The 17,736-nt window shown below is 39.1% G+C and carries 17 protein-coding genes; 3 read left to right on the top strand and 14 right to left on the bottom strand.

Annotated elements, in window-relative coordinates:
- Positions 1-47 precede the first annotated feature (47 nt).
- The 7 genes from KZC02_RS16180 to KZC02_RS16150 all read right to left on the bottom strand — a co-directional run bounded on the left by KZC02_RS16180 (position 48) and on the right by KZC02_RS16150 (position 7,120).
- On the bottom strand, positions 48-1,112 hold the full coding sequence (locus tag KZC02_RS16180; protein WP_221389663.1) for a ferredoxin--NADP reductase: 1,065 nt from the start codon (positions 1,110-1,112) through the stop codon (positions 48-50).
- Between the two features lie 162 nt (positions 1,113-1,274).
- Complete coding sequence (locus KZC02_RS16175) at positions 1,275-2,492, bottom strand: pyridoxal phosphate-dependent aminotransferase (RefSeq protein WP_221389662.1); 1,218 nt, start codon at positions 2,490-2,492, stop codon at positions 1,275-1,277.
- A 123-nt stretch (positions 2,493-2,615) separates the two neighbouring features.
- Positions 2,616-3,263 carry a DUF3226 domain-containing protein gene (locus KZC02_RS16170; RefSeq protein WP_221389661.1) on the bottom strand — a complete coding sequence of 216 codons (648 nt, stop codon included), beginning with the start codon at positions 3,261-3,263 and terminating at the stop codon, positions 2,616-2,618.
- On the bottom strand, positions 3,260-3,931 hold the full coding sequence (locus tag KZC02_RS16165; RefSeq protein WP_221389660.1) for an ATP/GTP-binding protein: 672 nt from the start codon (positions 3,929-3,931) through the stop codon (positions 3,260-3,262). Before KZC02_RS16165 ends, KZC02_RS16170 begins: the two co-directional genes overlap by 4 nt.
- A 62-nt stretch (positions 3,932-3,993) precedes the next feature.
- A complete protein-coding gene (locus tag KZC02_RS16160; protein WP_221389659.1) occupies positions 3,994-4,308 on the bottom strand; it encodes an AAA family ATPase in 315 nt (104 codons plus the stop codon).
- A 93-nt stretch (positions 4,309-4,401) separates the two neighbouring features.
- Positions 4,402-5,640: a hypothetical protein gene (locus KZC02_RS16155; RefSeq protein WP_221389658.1), complete on the bottom strand. Its 1,239-nt coding sequence runs from the start codon at positions 5,638-5,640 to the stop codon at positions 4,402-4,404.
- A 268-nt stretch (positions 5,641-5,908) separates the two neighbouring features.
- A complete protein-coding gene (locus KZC02_RS16150) occupies positions 5,909-7,120 on the bottom strand; it encodes an NADP-dependent isocitrate dehydrogenase (protein ID WP_221389657.1) in 1,212 nt (403 codons plus the stop codon).
- A gap of 208 nt (positions 7,121-7,328) precedes the next feature.
- Here KZC02_RS16150 and KZC02_RS16145 point away from each other — a divergent pair, with 208 nt between their 5' ends.
- Positions 7,329-7,907, top strand: a complete 579-nt coding sequence (locus KZC02_RS16145; protein ID WP_221389656.1) for a 5-formyltetrahydrofolate cyclo-ligase — start codon at positions 7,329-7,331, stop codon at positions 7,905-7,907.
- A 53-nt stretch (positions 7,908-7,960) separates the two neighbouring features.
- Here the strand turns inward: KZC02_RS16145 and KZC02_RS16140 are convergent, their stop codons facing one another.
- Entirely contained in the window at positions 7,961-9,019 is a 1,059-nt protein-coding gene (locus KZC02_RS16140; protein ID WP_221389655.1) for a hypothetical protein, read from the bottom strand.
- A 341-nt stretch (positions 9,020-9,360) separates the two neighbouring features.
- Here KZC02_RS16140 and KZC02_RS16135 point away from each other — a divergent pair, with 341 nt between their 5' ends.
- Positions 9,361-9,621, top strand: a complete 261-nt coding sequence (locus KZC02_RS16135) for a hypothetical protein (protein WP_221389654.1) — start codon at positions 9,361-9,363, stop codon at positions 9,619-9,621.
- A 74-nt stretch (positions 9,622-9,695) separates the two neighbouring features.
- On the opposite strand, the gene KZC02_RS16130 is transcribed toward KZC02_RS16135, so the two are convergent.
- The 6 genes from KZC02_RS16130 to KZC02_RS16110 all read right to left on the bottom strand — a co-directional run bounded on the left by KZC02_RS16130 (position 9,696) and on the right by KZC02_RS16110 (position 16,646).
- The gene (locus KZC02_RS16130) at positions 9,696-13,478 is read right to left on the bottom strand and encodes an SNF2-related protein (RefSeq protein WP_221389653.1); all 3,783 of its coding nucleotides are present in this window, start codon (positions 13,476-13,478) and stop codon (positions 9,696-9,698) included.
- 89 nt (positions 13,479-13,567) lie between these two features.
- Positions 13,568-14,008, bottom strand: coding sequence for an NUDIX hydrolase (locus KZC02_RS16125; protein ID WP_221389652.1), 441 nt, complete (start codon positions 14,006-14,008; stop codon positions 13,568-13,570).
- Positions 14,009-14,072: 64 nt separating this feature from the next.
- Positions 14,073-14,657 carry a D-sedoheptulose 7-phosphate isomerase gene (gene lpcA, locus KZC02_RS16120; protein ID WP_221389651.1) on the bottom strand — a complete coding sequence of 195 codons (585 nt, stop codon included), beginning with the start codon at positions 14,655-14,657 and terminating at the stop codon, positions 14,073-14,075.
- Positions 14,658-14,685: 28 nt separating this feature from the next.
- Positions 14,686-15,030: an MnmC family methyltransferase gene (locus KZC02_RS31880; RefSeq protein WP_229253629.1), complete on the bottom strand. Its 345-nt coding sequence runs from the start codon at positions 15,028-15,030 to the stop codon at positions 14,686-14,688.
- Positions 15,031-15,050: 20 nt separating this feature from the next.
- The gene (locus KZC02_RS31875; RefSeq protein ID WP_229253628.1) at positions 15,051-15,245 is read right to left on the bottom strand and encodes a hypothetical protein; all 195 of its coding nucleotides are present in this window, start codon (positions 15,243-15,245) and stop codon (positions 15,051-15,053) included.
- Between the two features lie 132 nt (positions 15,246-15,377).
- Positions 15,378-16,646: an aspartyl protease family protein gene (locus tag KZC02_RS16110; RefSeq protein WP_221389650.1), complete on the bottom strand. Its 1,269-nt coding sequence runs from the start codon at positions 16,644-16,646 to the stop codon at positions 15,378-15,380.
- 292 nt (positions 16,647-16,938) lie between these two features.
- Here KZC02_RS16110 and tpiA point away from each other — a divergent pair, with 292 nt between their 5' ends.
- Positions 16,939-17,700 carry a triose-phosphate isomerase gene (gene tpiA / locus KZC02_RS16105; protein ID WP_221389649.1) on the top strand — a complete coding sequence of 254 codons (762 nt, stop codon included), beginning with the start codon at positions 16,939-16,941 and terminating at the stop codon, positions 17,698-17,700.
- The last annotated feature ends 36 nt before the right edge of the window (positions 17,701-17,736 follow it).

Here is a 17,736-nt window from a genome sequence, read left to right as displayed (position 1 = left end):
AACTCTTTGTTATTCTAAACTTTAAACTCATTTACTCTAAACTCTCTCTATTCCACTTCAATCACCACATCATCACTCATCGGATGTGAAACGCAGGTTAGAATAAATCCTTCTTTTAATTCTGCTTCTGAAAGCGCATCTTCCTCATCCAACTGCACTTTCCCCGACACACATCTGCCCAGACAAGCTGTACACATTCCTGCCTGACAAGAATATGGTAAATCAATGTCCATATTTAAGGCTGCTTCCAGAACAGTTTCATGCGGTTTTACTGGCAGTTTATATTCTGTACCTTCATAAAACAAAGTAATTTCCCTGGTCTTCAAAGTGTCATCTTCTTCCATGGTTACTTCTCCGGCATGTGCTGTGGTTGCTGTAAGAAAACTTTCTTTACGGATTTTATTATCTGGAACGGCCAGTATTGCCAGAGCACGGTGCGCTTCCTCCATCATATCATCAGGCCCGCACAGGAAATACTCTGCTGTGCTTTTATCCAGAGAAGGCAATTTTTCAATTATTTTCAGGATATGGGTTTTATTCAATCGGCCGGTTTCGCCATTCCATGTTTCGGAAGGCTGGCTCAGTGTATGAACAACCCTGAACCGGTTACCATATTTGGATTGCAAAGCATTGATTTTGTTATTGAAAATTATACTTTCCTCATTTCTGCTTCCGAATAACAAAAACACTTCACTCTCCTGCTCCACCATTAAAATGGATTTGAGCATGGAAAATAAGGGAGTAATCCCACTTCCTGCACCAATGAAAACAACCTGACGCGTCTGGTCATCTTCCTGTTTTGGAAAAAAATTCCCGGCCGGTTCCATAGCTTCAAGTACATCCCCTTCTTTAATTGTATCAAGTAAATAGTTGGAAGCATATCCTCCCGGAACGCGCTTGATTGTAATAGCCAGAGAAACATCAGTATACGGAGAACTCGACATCGAATAAGATCTCCGCACTTTCTTATCTTCAAATGGTAATAACAAGGTTAGAAACTGTCCTGGCCGGTAAGCAACTACCTCATTCAGCGGATGCCAGAAATGTATGGTCGAGGCCTCTTCCGTTTCCTTTTCAATTTCTTTTACTTTCAAAAAATAATACTTGCTCATAATTGACTATCAGCTTTCGGCAATCGGCAATCGGCTGCCGTGCAGTTAGCTATTAAAACGATATTTTTAATTCAACAACAAATGTTCAAAGGTAATTCGCCTGTAAAGCAAAAGCCTCATGGTATTTGAAATCCATGAGGCTTTTGCTTGTTTTATTATTTATTATTTCAAAGTTGCCACCGCTTCTTTAATGCGCTGTACAGCTTCGGTTAATGCTTCGTCCGCTGCCGCTGTTGAGATACGGATGCAGTTTGGTGCACCAAATCCGGAACCCGCAACAGTTGAAACATAATATTTATTCAGAATCCAGTTTGAAAAATCATCAGAATCGTTGATCGTAGTTGTTCCGTCTGATTTTCCAAAATAGTAACTGATATCAGGAAAAGCATAAAATGCACCATCCGGAACATTAACCTTGAAACCAGGAATTTCTTTCAATAAACCTACAACCAGGTCACGGCGGCGATGATATGCCTTCGACATTTCTATCGTTGCATCCAATGATCCGTTAAAAGCAGCAGTTGCGGCTTTCTGAGCAATGGAATTAGTACCTGAAGTAACCTGTCCCTGCAATTTTTCCACGCCGTCGGCAATCCATTTTGCAGCTGCAATAAATCCTATTCTCCATCCTGTCATGGCAAATCCTTTGGCAACACCATTTACGGTAATCACGCGTTCCTTCAATGCAGGAATAGATCCGATACTAAAATGTCCTTCTTCTGTAAAATTGATGTATTCGTAAATTTCGTCTGCCAAAACATACACATCTTCATATTTTTCAAGCACCGCAGCAATCGCTCTCAGCTCTGTTTCCGAATACACAGCGCCAGTCGGATTGTTGGGCGAGGCATACATTACAATTTTAGTTTTTGGCGTAATTGCTGCTTCCAGCTGTTCAGCCGTAACTTTGAAATCATTGTCAAAAGCACCGTCAACAATAACAGATTTGCCTTCTGCCAATTTCACCATTTCAGAATAACTTACCCAGTAAGGTGCAAGGATAACAACCTCATCTCCCGGATTAACCAAAACCTGAATTACATTGGCAAGAGAATGTTTGGCACCTGTAGAAACCACAATATTTTCCGGTTTCCAATCTATATTATTATCGCGTTTTAATTTATCTGCAATCGCCTTTCGCAAATCAGGATAACCTGCTACGGGTGAGTAACCATGAAAACCATCATCAATTGCCTTTTTGGCAGCCTCACAAATATGTGCAGGCGTCTTGAAATCTGGCTCTCCCACGCTCAGACTGATTACTTTATGGCCTTGGGCAGCCAATTCACGTGCCATTTTAGTCATCGCCAACGTCGAAGATTCTTCGAGGGCGTTGATACGGTCGGCCAACCGGCTGATTTGCTCTGCTACTGCGGACATTGCAACAAAAATTAAGTTAAAGAAAGGATATTGTCATCTAAATCAACAAATTGCCTGCAAAGGTACAGGTTTTTGGATGAAGTGACAGGAAATTATAATGTAAAGATTTGAAGATTATTTTTACTAAATCTGAATATCCGGATTAAAAAGGCGGTTAAGCCAATCTACAAATGATATGCACAATTCGTGATTATGATTCAAATATGATTTAGTGATTGCCTGTCCCATAGGAGTTCCTGGTGATTCCTGCCAGGCCAGCCAGGTATGAATCAGTGCTTTTGAACGATGAATATTTGAAAATCTAGTTACTGAATTACGTTCAAGATTATCTAATGCTTCTTCCGCATATGGCAAAGAGACATCGTCGGCTGGAATTAAAATATGAGCAAAATCTTCAAGCATCCCATTAACTTGATTATTTGGCATAATCCAGATACCAATGACAGTATTAGAACTAACAGACTTAAAAATACTACCAGATTCATCAGGTATATTCTGCATCAAATATCCAAGAGGAATTAAAATATCTCTCAATTGCTGCCATCTCGCACTCAAATCTGTATCAGCATCAATTAAAATTCCGACGTACTGATCACGAAGTTTAATTCTTATCGGAATATTTTTCAAAAGCTCAACTACTCCTTTACAATCAACAATACTAAACGTTTCAGGCAAATTGAATTTTTGACAAATGGCTAATATTACATGTCTATCGTCATTTCCTTCAACCAATAATTTTGAAAAAAACTCTTCTTTATAGTGTGTGCTCATCTACGAACTTCTATAAGATGTTCTGTTATTACCTTTAATTCTGATGGCTCAAATGTTAATGCTTCAATATTATCGTCAATATTTTCCAACTTAATTAGAAGTCCATTGAGCGGATCAGATTCGTTTTGATTAACAATACTTTCAAATGCTCTTATTGTATCATTGCTGTGCGTTGTAGCAAAAACTTGAATACTTAACTGATCCGATACACGAATTATCAATTCCCAAAGTTTTCTTTGTATAGAATAATGTAGCCCATTTTCAAATTCATCTATTAACATATAGCCTCCTTCGCATGCTAATAAAGTAATCATTATATCAAGAATACGATTGCTCCCATAACCATATTCATCTAGATTAACTTTATCATCATTGTTTAAGTAGACATATGGAACCCAATTATCAAAGAATTGACCGTTTAAATCATATCCAAATTCAACGATTTTAGGATCTACTATTTGTAAGGCTTCTACAATAATATTTTTTTTATTTATGAACCGCTCGGCCGAAAATAATCGTACGTTTTGTTCTCTTAATGCTTTGAGCTCCTTTGAGTTTGGAATCAAAGGAGATTCTCTTTCTGAAATAATTCCAACATGCTTTGGATTTAGTATTCCAGTTTGCACAGGAGACTTAAAAGTATAGCCCACAGCTTCCTCGTTAATCATAATATACTGAGGCGATGAGTATACCTCTCGCTCCAACTTGATCTGATCTTGGTTTTCTATACTTATTTTAAAATACTCTTTTTCTGTTCTAATAAAAATTTTATTTTTTTCGTTTTTTTATGAAACAACGCTTTAATAGTACTTACTAATCTTTCGTAGGTGGTTTGATTCAATTCAGTTTTGAAGAATTCACCTCTAATCCTTAGTATAAAGGCAATTGACTGATCCACGTCTGGATGCAGCAATAAGTATATTGCCTCCAACAAACTTGTCTTGCCAGTATTATTTTTCCCGATAATTAAATTTACACGACCAAATTTCTCAATACTTAAATCTTTGAGATTCCGGTAATTTTGTATTCTGATGGAATTGAGCATATTGTCCTTTTCAAATATTATCTCAAATATAGAATTCTTTGCAGGTCTCTGCAAATGAAGATAATTTGAACAAAAAGAAGTTTATTTAAACTTTCAAAACACCTCTCCCAAATTCACAAATAGCCCTCTGGAACCGTTCACGCCAAAACCATAATCAACGGCGATATTCGTTCTTGAAGTTTTGTTTACTTTGATGCGCAAACCTAAGCCGGTTGCCGGAATGATCCTGTTGAATTTGTCTGAAGGCCAATTGGAAAAACTTTGCGCATTGGCAAAAACTACTCCCCCGAGCAACCCATTTTGAGTGAGCGCAAAACGATATTCTGTTTCCACATATAACATTTTCAGGCTACGAAAACGCCCCTGAATGTAACCACGAGCGGTATTATTAGATGGGTCCCAACCCGTTCCGGGCAAATCCAGGTACGGGGGTTTGCCTGATAAAGTCAGCCAGTTATAACTCCAGAAAGCAAGCACATTTCTGCTCCTGCCGGGTAGTTTCACATATTTGCGAACGTCAGTGATCAGGGATTGCCAGTTGCTGCTGCTGCCCAACAGCTTCATATTAGGCCTGTATTGCAGATTTGCATATAACCCACCTTCCGGATTGATAGAGTTTTTCCTGCTGTCAAACGACATAATAGCTACCAGGCCAGACGACATTGACTTTTTCATGAGTCCATAATCCCGTACGTCATTATTATCACCATATTCTTCCACATTCCAGCGATAATCCATGAAATAACCAGCGCCGGCATAAAAAGAATTTCCAATTCGTTTCAGAACTGTTTGGTGCAGGCGTAAATGTTTGTAGTTAATATTATCTGAATTTTCTATTATACTGTGCCCGCCAAGCCCGTAAGTATCCTGAGGATATTTAAAAAAACGCCAGTCAATAACCACATTATAACCGTTGTTTTTTGTCCAGATATTTGCCTGTATCGGCACCATGATCTGGTTGTATTGTGTATAAACGAAACTGGTACCAATACTTGAAATGTTAGTCGTTGCAATATCGTGCAAATAAAAGGCAGCGTTGGCAGTTACAATACCTGTAAATCCGGTAGAAAGCGTGTATCCTACTGCCGGAACAACCGAATAAAGTACTTTTCCGGGTTTTATTGGCTCTTCAATTACGGTTTTGTCACCTTTTTTCTTTCTTAAATTATGATAAACATCCATAATATCTTTTTGCGCTGCTACTTCGTCAGTTTCGCTTTCGGATATTAAAGTATCAGCTCCAATATTTTCCTGATTTAATGTTGTCTGCCAGGCAGATAACGATTTAGCTTCTATTTGGCAAAACCATAATTTGCAAAATAACAGGAACACTATGCTTAAAAGATTTTTGAACAAGTAATATCCGGGGTTAAATAAGCTAAATGTTTAACGCTTCACACAACGTATCACTGAAACAGAATATTTGTTATTTCAAAGTTAATCTTTAAATAGAACACGGTTTTATTTCTCTTTCCGATCTAATTGAATTTTAATGTCAGAAATCAGCACCGGGAAAATCAGACCATTATTTATTAAGCAAAAAAGCCACTGGTTTCTGTTACGAAACCAGTGGCTTTTGTATCTTAAACTATTACTTATTTTATGCCAGAGCAGCCTGTAAATTGGTATTAATAGCTTCCAGGAACTCTTCAGTATATAAATAATGCTCTCCGTGATTCACTTTGTTGCCATGAATACAAACAGCTAAATCTTTTGTCATTTTGCCGCTTTCAACCGTTTCAATACAAACTTTTTCAAGAGCAAGACAGAAATCGATCAATGGCTGGTTACCGTCCAGTTTGCCACGGAATTCCAATCCACGTGTCCAAGCGAAGATAGAAGCGATCGGGTTTGTAGAAGTTGGGTTTCCTTTTTGGTATTCGCGGTAATGGCGGGTTACTGTACCGTGAGCGGCCTCAGCTTCCATTGTTTTTCCATCAGGAGTTACCAGTACAGAAGTCATCAGACCCAATGATCCAAATCCTTGTGCAACAGTATCGGACTGAACGTCACCATCGTAGTTTTTACATGCCCAAACAAAGTTACCTTCCCATTTCAGGGCAGAAGCAACCATATCGTCGATCAGACGGTGCTCGTAATGAACCTGGCCAGTGTATTCAGCATCATACACTTCCTGGAAAATATCTTTGAAACGGCCATCGTATTTCTTCAGAATCGTATTTTTTGTAGAAAGATATAATGGCCATCCTTTACCCAGAGCAACATTGAAACATGCACGCGCAAATCCACGGATCGACTCATCAATATTGTACATCGCCATAGCTACGCCAGGACCTTTGTACTCGTATACTTCGTGTTCAATAACCTGTCCGTCTTCACCTTCGAATTTGATGGTCAGCTTACCTTTTCCAGGTACGACGAAATCAGTTGCTTTATATTGATCTCCAAATGCGTGACGTCCTACAATGATAGGTGCAGTCCAGTTTGTTACCAGACGTGGCACATTGCTCATTACAATCGGTTCGCGGAAAACAGTACCATCCAAAATATTACGGATCGTTCCGTTCGGAGATTTCCACATTTGTTTCAGATTGAATTCTTTAACGCGATCTTCGTCAGGTGTGATAGTAGCACATTTGATACCTACACCGTATTCCTTGATTGCATTAGCAGCATCAATAGTTACCTGATCGTTGGTTTCATCACGATATTCAACACCTAAATCGTAATACTTAATATCTACGTCCAGATATGGTAAAATAAGTTTTTCTTTAATAAACTTCCAGATGATGCGGGTCATCTCATCTCCGTCAAGCTCTACTACGGGATTTGCAACTTTAATTTTGCTCATGTCTTATTTCTATACTATAGTTAAAGATTTAAAATGCGACCGTGAAAGTACAAACAATCATGTTAAAAGGCGAAAAAAGGAAAGAAACATTCCACACTCTGTCAGTCATTCACTTCGGCTTGTAAAAATGAACACCAAATATGACAACAGTGTTGCCGGCATTACATAAATTTTTGAACTTGCTCCCCGCAATAAACCAGTGCTAACTATGGATAAGGCTTCTTTACGAAGGGAATTTCTTCAAAAAAGATTAGATTTAACACAAAATGAAGTCGAAATAAAGAGTCTGCTGATTGCAGAAAAAACATCAGATTTCCTGAAAAACAAAAGTTTTCAAACGATACATACTTTCCTGCCGCAACTTAATAAAAATGAAATTGACACACGAAAAATCATTTCCAGGCTAAAATTGTCTTTTCCTCATATAGTGGTTGTCTTGCCTTACATCATTCCGTCAACGCGCGAAATGAACCATTTTATTTTCACTGAAGAAACTTCACTCGTAGAAAACAAATGGGGGATTCCAGAACCTGATCCTGCCCTGTCTAAGCTGATACGGCCCGAAGAAATTGATATTGTATTAATCCCTTTGCTCGCTTTTGATCAATCCGGTTATCGCGCAGGTTACGGAGGCGGATATTATGATCGTTTTTTGGCCCAGTGCAAAACTGAAACCCTGAAAGTTGGCCTTTCTTTTTTTGAACCTGTAAAATCAATTGAAGATATTGACAAGTATGATATCAGAATGGATGCCTGTATTCTGCCGTCTGGCGTATATGAATGGTAGTATAATTTGAATGTCATAAAACTTAACTACTTTACATTCAATCAAATAGCGGCTTATAACCCGTTAATTTTCAAAGGAAGATCCATCCAGGTAAGGCCGATGCTTCTTTGCATGTGCCCGATACTTTCGCCCTCAGCTGCGTCGTAAAGCAGTGCGAGTTTATCCCCTACTTTAATCACAGTGGGCATTCCAATTGCTCCTTTCGACCAGGAACAGTTTTCACGATCCAGTACCACAGCTTTGTGGGATGCATTCCACTTGTTGATGTCTTTTGTCCAATATACCCAGATAGCATTGGTGTATTCTTCCTTTTTGTCATTGATACCTATGTGATTTGTAAACAAATACCATGTTTTGGTTTGCTCATCAAAGAAGACCGAAGAATTTTCAACCTGTTCACTTAATGGAAATATAGGTTCTTCCTCAATAGTCCATGACTTATTCAAATCACGTGTCCTGGCTATGCCCAGTGTTCTTTTGGTAATTTTATTTTCCAGGGTAGCGCCACTGAAAAACTGCAAATATTCTCCATTGTGCCTGACAATAAATCCCGGACTCGATGTTACAGTGTAATAACTGCTGTCTTTTGGAGGTAAAGCATTTACATCGTACTGCTTAATCCATGGGCCTTTTAAGGATTCAGAACGGGCTTTCATTGTCAGATAGGGAAATGCAGGAATTCTGTAAGGTGGTGGCGTGGTATTGGGCGTTCCGATATAAAACATATGCCATGTTTTCCCTTCTTTTATAACCCAGGGCGAAGAGGCACTTTTTGAATCATTTTTACCAGATTCTCCCAATGTTAATATCGTTCCCTTTTTTGTCCAGTTTCTTAGGTTCTGGCTTTCTGCGAGGCACGATATCCAGCCGTCTTTCCCTGCTCCGTCATAAAAAAGATAATACGTATTGCCTTCTTTATTTACCACTGCTTCCCGTGCACCATATGTATCGCTGCTGTCCGGGCCGTCGCCATACCGCATAACAATCCCTTCATCTCTGCAAACCACCCTTGAAGTTACTGACGGCCGGCCATCAATATACTTTAATTGCTGGGCATTTGCACTTAGCTGTAAAATGCTGACGAACACCAGAGAAAGAAAAATACGAAGCATAGATATACGGACTTTTACAATATAATTTTTTATGAAAACATTCAAAAAACGCTGTTATGGCCAATTCTGAATACATAATAACTTAAAGCCGGATTAAGGTATTATTTATCTATTCAGTAATGAAAATACTACCCGAAAGATCTATTGTACTACAAAAACTTAATAAATAGATTCGATTTAATCCAACTTTGTGTTTTATACGTAAGTTAGGTAAGATGGGACATAGATGAGTTTATGAAGGCGAAAGTCAAATTATATTTTTAGGCTATTCCAACCTTTTGCACTATAACACACTCTTTATATCACAGCTGTCTATTTATATAATAACTCAGCATGTTTATATGAAAAATTGGTTTACCTGCCTCGTAGCGATTGCACTTTTAAGCCTTTGTATTTTGGAAAAGCAGGCAAAGGAAAATGCACTATTAATACAAAATGAAAATTTTGCCCGGTCTGATGAACCGGTACAGAAAGAGTCGAAAAATCAGAATATATTGGTTAAATCTGAATTTTTGGACGATAACAATATATTCGCCAGCGACAAGACCAATGCAATTGATACACGTCTGGTTATAGCAAAAGATTCGATAAGCTTTTTGTAACAAAAAAAATCAGGAACAAGTTAGCTGTAAAGTAACTTGCTCCTGAATAAGCCTGATTGTAAAATGCTGTTTTCTTAGCTGAACAGCCCCATAATATCTTCCTGGCTCAGTTTCTTGATAAAGCCTGATTCTCCCCCTACCAAATCCTCCGCCAGATCTTGCTTGCGCTGCTGTAACAATATTATTTTTTCCTCGATCGTATCCTTACAGATCATTTTATATGCAAATACTTTCCGCGTTTGTCCGATACGGTGCGTACGGTCAATAGCCTGACGCTCAACAGCAGGATTCCACCATGGATCAACAAGATATACATAGTCCGCCTCTGTCAAGTTTAAGCCAACACCTCCTGCTTTTAAACTCATTAAAAACACCCGGCACGTATTATCACTCTGAAAACGATTAACCCGGCCAGCTCTGTCCACAGTCTGCCCGTCGAGGTATTCGTAAGGAATACGTATTTTATCCAAATGCTGCCTGATCAGATCCAACATCCCAAGGAACTGACTAAAAATCAGAATTTTATGATTAGAGGCATTTTCTTCAATTTCCCTGATAATTTCTTCAAGCTTGGTAGATTCATTGCCATAATCTTCGTCTCCTGATAATATAGATGGAGAATCGCATATCTGGCGCAGTTTTAACAATGCTTCCAATATTAGGAAACTGCTTTTATTCAGGCCTTCTGTTGCCAGTTTTTCAGCAATTTCCAACCGGTATTTCTCCCTGAAAGTATCATAAACCTTCCGCTGCTTTTTACCCATTTCACAAAACAGGATCGTTTCTGTTTTGTCCGGCAAATCAGTGGCAACTTCTTCCTTAGTCCTTTTAAGCATGAAAGGATAAACCAGTTTTCTCAGTTCTTCTGCTTTTTCCTTATCCTGGTATTTATCAATCGGAGTAGCATATTCGGTACGAAAAAAATCAGCATGCCCTAACATTCCCGGATTCAGGAAGTCAAACTGCGAGTAAAGATCGAAAGTATTGTTTTCCACCGGCGTACCCGTCATGGTAAGCCTGTTGTTGGCGCGAAGAATCCGGCATGCTTTTGAAGTAAGGGAATCCGGATTTTTGATTGCCTGCGCTTCATCCAGAATAACATAGTGAAAATTAAATTCCCTCAAAAGCTCCACATCACTACGCATTGTACCATACGTAGTCAGGATAATATCGTATTCCTGAAAAAACTCTATGTCCTTTCTTCGCGTCATACCGCGGTGAACATACAATTTCAGATCAGGAGTAAATTTTGCTGATTCTGCCTGCCAGTTGAAAATCAGCGTTGTAGGAACTACGACAAGATTCGTACGTGCCGGATTCTGATTTTTCTGCTGCTGAACGAAAGTCAGCATCTGGAGGGTTTTTCCTAAACCCATATCATCAGCCAGACATCCACCCCATCCAAATTCATCAAGGAAATTGATCCATTTGTATCCTTCCGCCTGATAATGTCTTAAAGTAGCATTGATATTTTCAGGAAGCGGTACGTTAGGAATTTGTTTGAAGTTTAAAAGTTTTTGCTTTTTCTCCCATAATTCCCTGAAAACCTCTTCATTATCTGCCTCAGAAACTAATTCGTCGATAAGTGAGAAATGAATTTTAGACAGGTGGATCTGGTCACCATCAACACGTCCGAATTTTAAAAGTGGCTCTAACTTACTGATCCACTCATCCGGCAACATACCTAATGAACCATCTTTAAGCTGAACGTAATTCTGCTTTTTCAATAACGCCTTTTTCGCATCGGCCAGAGATACTTTCTGATCTCCAAAAGTGATTTCCACCTGCATATCGAACCAGTCAATACCGGAAGATGCTTTTACATGAAATTTCCCCCGGTTAGGGTTAAATCTCATTTTTTTCAAATCCTTGAAACCAAGCAATTCATATTGTTTTCCTTCAACAGCTTCTACAAATTTGAACAGCCATCCTTCTTTCATCACATGGTCGAAAGGAACATAAAAGAAAGGATTTCCTGCCTGATGTGTAAAGTCAGGATGAAGGGATTCCAGCCATTTCCAAAATTCATTTTCGCCGGTCACATCGCGTTCCAGCATCGTGATTTTACTCTCTTCAAAACTGGCTTTTGTACGTCGCTGGTCATGGATCATTTCAGTTTCCGACGCTTCCTCATCACCTTCATACACATACATAGGTACGATCAACAGGTTCGAATCGTCTTCTTTGAGATAAATCCTCGTTTTCTTCAGTTCCAGTGCACGTGACTGAACAGCATGCCTGGTTTGGAAAATAACATCAAACTGCTCAGTAACCGGTATTACCCAGTCCGTAAGAAATTGTTCAGAATATTCTTTTCGCACACGAATTTTAAATCCGTTCTGACGTAAATAAGCTACCATTTCGGCATCACTTATTCCTGCCCACCTGAATAAAATCTCATTATATAAACCAAGCCAGAAACTATCAAAAGTTGCTACTTTCTGCAAATCAAGCGGACTGCCCTTCTTTATTTCAACATATGGATTAAGTGTTACGAACTCATTATCCTCTGTTAAAACGAAAAACAACTTAACCGGCTCGCGCTGAAGATGAACTTTGGTTAACTGGTTATTATTAGTAATGTAGTCACTTTCAGAGATATAAAGCCAGTCTTCATCCAAATCGGTAAAGATCTGATTGATTTGTTTTCCGACATAATTCCTGGATTCATGCTGTTGCTCCTGGCTGACATCACTGAAATGCAGGTAAGCATTGTAGGACCATCCCTGCTTCCGGATAAATTTCTGCAAACCATCTTCCAAATGCCGCGCGATTCTTACCAGGCGGACTTCTGCTTCGGTCAATACAGGAATTTCGTCAGGAGAATAGTAATGGCTCGACCCACCCGCTACGTTACGAATGCTCGTAATTTTTTGGGTTTTAGTATTGTATTTGGCTGAAAATGCACCAAAACCGAAATCCATCAGATGATCCTTGCCTTTTGGCCAGAATACAAAAACTGAAATCCGGTCTTCTTCATCCTTGCTTCCTTCCGATGTAGCAACCTGGTATGAAATATTTTGAACCGGCAAAATCCTGGCCCTTAATCCGGGCCAATCCTGAAAAGCCCCGATTTTTTGAATAGCAGCATCAAGTTTTACGAGCTGTAATGCGCCATCTTCATCCAGTTTGAAATCAAATTTGGTTTTGGTATCGTCTGTAAGAGCGTAACCGTATTCTGCAAGTAAATTGCTTTTTTCTACGGAAAGGTCACGCATTACTTCAAATGCACGCTCTCCAAGCTCATCTCGAAGTTTTAATAATGCAGCAAGTTTATGTTCGCACAGCGGCACCCAAAGCTTTTGGTCGCAGGAACAGGAAGTAGAAAGCTGCTTTGTATTTTTTATCCGGCTAAACTGAACTATGAAATCTGCATTGTTATCATGAACAATACATTCGGCATCGCCTTCTTTTGCTGAAATAATGTCAACATTTATAATGGTCGCCTTGTTTCTCCAGGTTTCGTCAAGCACCAGGTTCCTTAATGACTGGTCTCTGATTTCCTGCAAATCAACGATTGTCTTTTGCATTTGATAAATGACCTGCTGAATGCTGGGCATTTTATCCAGAATATACAAAATTGCAGCAACTCTGTGCTTACAAAGCCCCCCGTAATTATATGGACACGTACAGTTTGTGCTGATTTGAGGTGTAAGAAAATCCTTGATCTGAATCTGATAATACTGTGTGGAGTAATCACTCTTTACTTTGAACTCAGCATTACCAGAACCATGATATTCCAGTTTTGATACTTTGAAGCCACCACTGCTATAAATGGAACGCCCTCGTGACAACACATCCTTTTCCGCCCGTTTAATCAAGAAGTTTGATAATTTCTCCTTCTTTTCGTTTTCCATCTACCCAACAAACTTTTAAAATGCAAAAGTACGGTTTGTTTCTGTTCTTGAGAAACATGTGACGATTCTATTGCAAATCAAAGTAGTTTCTAGTGGATATATGGCTGGTCAATTACACCTATGTGTACAGGTTCGGGCTTGTCATTCAGGCAGGTTAGCAGATATTTGCCAACGTTGGGATAAAGTAATGTGTCACTGAGCACTGCAAACGGCAGCCAGACGATTTCCAATGCTATAGTATGTTCCGGATTCAGTTCAGGAATACCGGCTAAAATTTTTGTAATAAATATAGTATGAAGTGTTTCTTTTTTTATCTCACTCCAGATCACTTCCCCGCAAAGTACCATTTTATTTACTTCAGCAGTTATTCCCAGTTCTTCATTCAGCTCACGAATAAGTGCTTCGCTCAGGTTTTCACCCGGATCGGGATTGCCGCCGGGCAATGCATATATATCAATATTTCCATAACAATAACGCAGAGTCAGCACCGACTCGTCTTTCAATATAATTGCAGATGGGCGTACTTTCATGAAGGAAATAGTATGTGGAGTGAATTTATACTTTTACTAAACTAATCAATTTACGCTAAATGTATCAATCTTTCACAACCATTTTTTCAATAAGCAGTATCATAATGTGTATCACTTTGATGTGGATTTCCTGAATCCGGTCAGCGTAACCAAAATGATCTACACGTATTTCAATATCTGCGGCTCCTGCCAGCTTTCCTCCGTCTTTCCCTGATAAAATAATAACTTTCATTCCTTTGGCCTTCGCAGCTTCTGCGGCAAGGATGATGTTTTGTGAATTCCCGCTTGTGCTCAGCCCCAGTAACACATCTCCCGGTTGCCCCAAAGCTTCTGTATACCTGGAAAATACAAATTCGTAACCGTAATCATTACTCACACAACTCATGTGGCTGACATCAGAAATAGCAATGGCCGGCAAAGCACGACGGTTATCCCGGTATCTGCCGGTAAGCTCCTCCGCAAAATGCATGGCATCACAATGTGACCCTCCATTACCACAGGAAATGATTTTACCATTTTTTATAATAGCTTGTGCCATCAATTCCGCAGCTGCTTCTATCTTTTCAACCTGAACAGGATCATTCAAAAAACGATCCAAAACAGTTTGTGCTTCGTGTAACTCCTGATTAATTATACTTTGATAATTCATATTTTTATGCGGAATAAATCCGTGGTGTTTATTTAATTTTTATGGCTCTTAAAACATGGGTTTTCATGCCTGGTCCCGGATACCTCTTTACTTCAAAACCCGCAGCTCTCAAAGCCCGTTTTACAATTCCTTTGGAAGAATACGTAACTAAGGCCCCTTCGTGACATGTTTGCGCCGCAATTTTAGAGAAAATTTCTTCTGTCCAAAGTTCCGGTTGTGATTTCGGGTCAAAAGCATCATAAAAAATCACATCAAAAACCTGATCAGTTGTATATTTTTCAAATTCTGCTTTTTCTTTCTGAAAGGAAAAAAATTCTGAAAACTGATGGTCAGCTCCCCAGGAAGATGTATGTATTTTTAAAAATTCAGGCATGGAAGTCAGGCTTCCATAGTTCAGTAATGAAGCTTCTTCTTTGGAAATTGGAAAAGCTTCAACGGAAGTATAAGTGACTTTTTTTGTAACTGGTCTGCAAGCTGCCAGGATAAAAGTGCATTTAAACCCGTGCCCAGGCCCATTTCAAAAACCAAAATTGTATTTTCTGCTTTTTGTAAAACAGGAAGAAGCCCTAAATGAATGTAGATGTGCATCGACTCATTAAGGGCTCCTGAAGAGAATGATATTGCTGATTATGCTGCTTGCTAAATAGGGAATGCGACCCATCTTCGGTTAAAATAAGGCGTTCCAAATCGGCCGGTTATTAGTTTTGGCTTCAAAAATACTTAAATCATTCGTTTGAGGGTAAGGCGGCTGAAAAAAATGTCCCCTTTCCGTTTTACCAGTAGATCAATATTTCTACCATCACCCCGCTGCATCAATTTGTATATATCGCTTACGTTCAATTCGGAAGCGGAACGGTTATCAATGAACAACAACTGGTCACCTTCCATCAAACCTGCTGATGCCGCAGGAGAACTCTCAACCACATGATTGATAAAATAAGAATGAAGGTCTTTTCCCTCTGCTCTTATTTCCATACCGCTCATATCATGTTCAAATTTTTCACGTAAACGGCTTTTAACAGGTTTTAGTACCATGTACCGTTCCTGATAGTTCATTGTTACCTTAAAACGACGGAGAAGCTCACATCCGATATTTCCCTGACGGTCTGTCTTGCCATGAAGTTTGGACCCGAAACCAATGCTGTCCGGAAATGACGCTACGATGTTATCCAATTCATAACGGCCGAGTTTTAAACGGTCAATTCTGCCCAAATTCCCGTTGATTACCCCATTCAAACCTCTTCCCAACTGTGCCCTGATAACCTTTTCCGGTAACCTGAAACTTTCTTTCTGGGTGTTGTTTAAAAGCAATGCATGACCGGCACCGGTATCAATCAAAACCCTGATAGGATGCTCACGGCCGTCTGCGAATAAAGTTACGGCGTTTGTAAACGGTTTGGTATCTTCAATAGTTATTGGGTGCTTATCGCCTTTGCGGGTCTTATAATGGTACTTGTCGGGGCTCATCAGAACCAGCTCTTTTCTGGAAAAATCAATGGTTACTACGAAATTATTAAATATCTCATAACCAAAAATCCCATGAACCGGTACGCCAACATACTCAGAAAGCTTGAGAAAATCCTGTTCCAGCACTACTATATTCTGATGATTGGCTTTGAGCCTGCCCATCGAAAACCGGTTGTCAATAGCAACATGCGCTGAAATTGAACTTCCTTCACCTGCACCCATCAGATTTACTTTACGCGTCAGGCGGAGTTTATCCGGTTTCAGAACATACGGATCCGTAATAATAATGGAACTAACACCTGTATCCAGTATAAAACGCAGAGAATCAGTATCATTTATCTTTACATATAAAAGTATAAGATTCGAGTGCAGCTCAAACGGTATACGTGCAGTTTTATGATTTTTATCCAGAAAGTAACCATACTTTTCTTCTGAAACTTCCGGAACATCATCCGACTTGGCGATAGATTGTGTATTAACAAAGAATATGATTGTCAATATGAACCACACAGACCTTTTCATCGTGGCTTATTTTTAAAAATGCTGGTAAAATTTTTCTATATTATTTCTAACACCTTGATTATAAGTATTTTGATTTAAATATATATTTTCTGGTGTAAACTAAGTATCAAATTCGGTCAAAACGGTTTCATATGTAAAATTAATGTATTATGTCTGCATATAACACAAAAAAATCTTTAAATGTCCAAATTAATTTTTGTTTTTTTTTTGAAAAATAGATAATACGGTAAATGATGAAAATATGGTATTTTTGTTGCGTAAACAGATGAATTTTCACAATAAAAATTAACTCATGCGCAAAAAAATAGTTGCCGGTAATTGGAAGATGAATAAGCTTATAGATGAAGCAGTTGCGCTTACATCTGAGCTTGTAAATATGGCAAATGATGAAGTACAAAGTGATGTAAAAGTGATCCTTTGCCCACCAGCAATTTACCTTACCACAATCAGCAAATACATTGAAAGTGCCCCTAATTTCTCATTAGCGGCACAAAACTGTTCAGATAAAGCATCGGGAGCTTTCACTGGTGAAATATCAGCGGCTATGCTGAAATCTATCGGTGTAGAATATGTGCTGATCGGACACAGTGAGCGCCGTCAGTATTTTAATGAGACCAATGCACTTTTGGCAGAAAAGGTAAACATTGCACTTGAAAATGGTATATCTCCGATCTTCTGCTGTGGGGAGTCTCTGGATCAAAGACAAAATGAGGACTTTATAGGATTTGTGAAAAATCAGATTTCAGAAAGTCTTTTCCACCTTTCAGCAGACCAGTTACTATCTGTTGTCATTGCTTACGAACCGATATGGGCAATTGGTACGGGCCTTACAGCCAGCGCTGAACAGGCTCAGGATATGCATGCAGCTTTGCGTTCTCATTTGGCTGGAAAATATGGCAGCGCAATTGCAGAGGAAATTTCTATTTTGTACGGCGGAAGTGTAACAGCTGCAAGCGCAGAAGAACTTTTCGCCTCGCCTGATATTGATGGAGGACTTGTAGGAGGCGCTTCTCTAAAATCGCGTGAGTTTACCAATATTATCAAAGCGAGATAGATTTTTTTAGTTAAAAGTTCAGGAGTTCAGAGTCAA

The organism is Dyadobacter sp. NIV53, from assembly GCF_019711195.1.
Classification (GTDB): domain Bacteria; phylum Bacteroidota; class Bacteroidia; order Cytophagales; family Spirosomataceae; genus Dyadobacter.
The sequence above is the reverse complement of the archived record's forward strand: the minus strand, read 5'-3'. Positions and strand labels throughout refer to the sequence as shown.

Coding starts and splice junctions, on each gene's coding strand:
- KZC02_RS16180 (WP_221389663.1), bottom strand. CDS start 1,112: ATGAGCAAGTATTATTTTTTGAAAGTAAAAGAAATTGAAAAGGAAACG.
- KZC02_RS16175 (WP_221389662.1), bottom strand. CDS start 2,492: ATGTCCGCAGTAGCAGAGCAAATCAGCCGGTTGGCCGACCGTATCAAC.
- KZC02_RS16170 (WP_221389661.1), bottom strand. CDS start 3,263: ATGAGCACACACTATAAAGAAGAGTTTTTTTCAAAATTATTGGTTGAA.
- KZC02_RS16165 (WP_221389660.1), bottom strand. CDS start 3,931: ATGATTAACGAGGAAGCTGTGGGCTATACTTTTAAGTCTCCTGTGCAA.
- KZC02_RS16160 (WP_221389659.1), bottom strand. CDS start 4,308: ATGCTCAATTCCATCAGAATACAAAATTACCGGAATCTCAAAGATTTA.
- KZC02_RS16150 (WP_221389657.1), bottom strand. CDS start 7,120: ATGAGCAAAATTAAAGTTGCAAATCCCGTAGTAGAGCTTGACGGAGAT.
- KZC02_RS16145 (WP_221389656.1), top strand. CDS start 7,329: ATGGATAAGGCTTCTTTACGAAGGGAATTTCTTCAAAAAAGATTAGAT.
- KZC02_RS16140 (WP_221389655.1), bottom strand. CDS start 9,019: ATGCTTCGTATTTTTCTTTCTCTGGTGTTCGTCAGCATTTTACAGCTA.
- KZC02_RS16135 (WP_221389654.1), top strand. CDS start 9,361: ATGAAAAATTGGTTTACCTGCCTCGTAGCGATTGCACTTTTAAGCCTT.
- KZC02_RS16130 (WP_221389653.1), bottom strand. CDS start 13,478: ATGGAAAACGAAAAGAAGGAGAAATTATCAAACTTCTTGATTAAACGG.
- KZC02_RS16125 (WP_221389652.1), bottom strand. CDS start 14,008: ATGAAAGTACGCCCATCTGCAATTATATTGAAAGACGAGTCGGTGCTG.
- lpcA (WP_221389651.1), bottom strand. CDS start 14,657: ATGAATTATCAAAGTATAATTAATCAGGAGTTACACGAAGCACAAACT.
- KZC02_RS31880 (WP_229253629.1), bottom strand. CDS start 15,030: ATGCCTGAATTTTTAAAAATACATACATCTTCCTGGGGAGCTGACCAT.
- KZC02_RS31875 (WP_229253628.1), bottom strand. CDS start 15,245: ATGCACATCTACATTCATTTAGGGCTTCTTCCTGTTTTACAAAAAGCA.
- KZC02_RS16110 (WP_221389650.1), bottom strand. CDS start 16,646: ATGAAAAGGTCTGTGTGGTTCATATTGACAATCATATTCTTTGTTAAT.
- tpiA (WP_221389649.1), top strand. CDS start 16,939: ATGCGCAAAAAAATAGTTGCCGGTAATTGGAAGATGAATAAGCTTATA.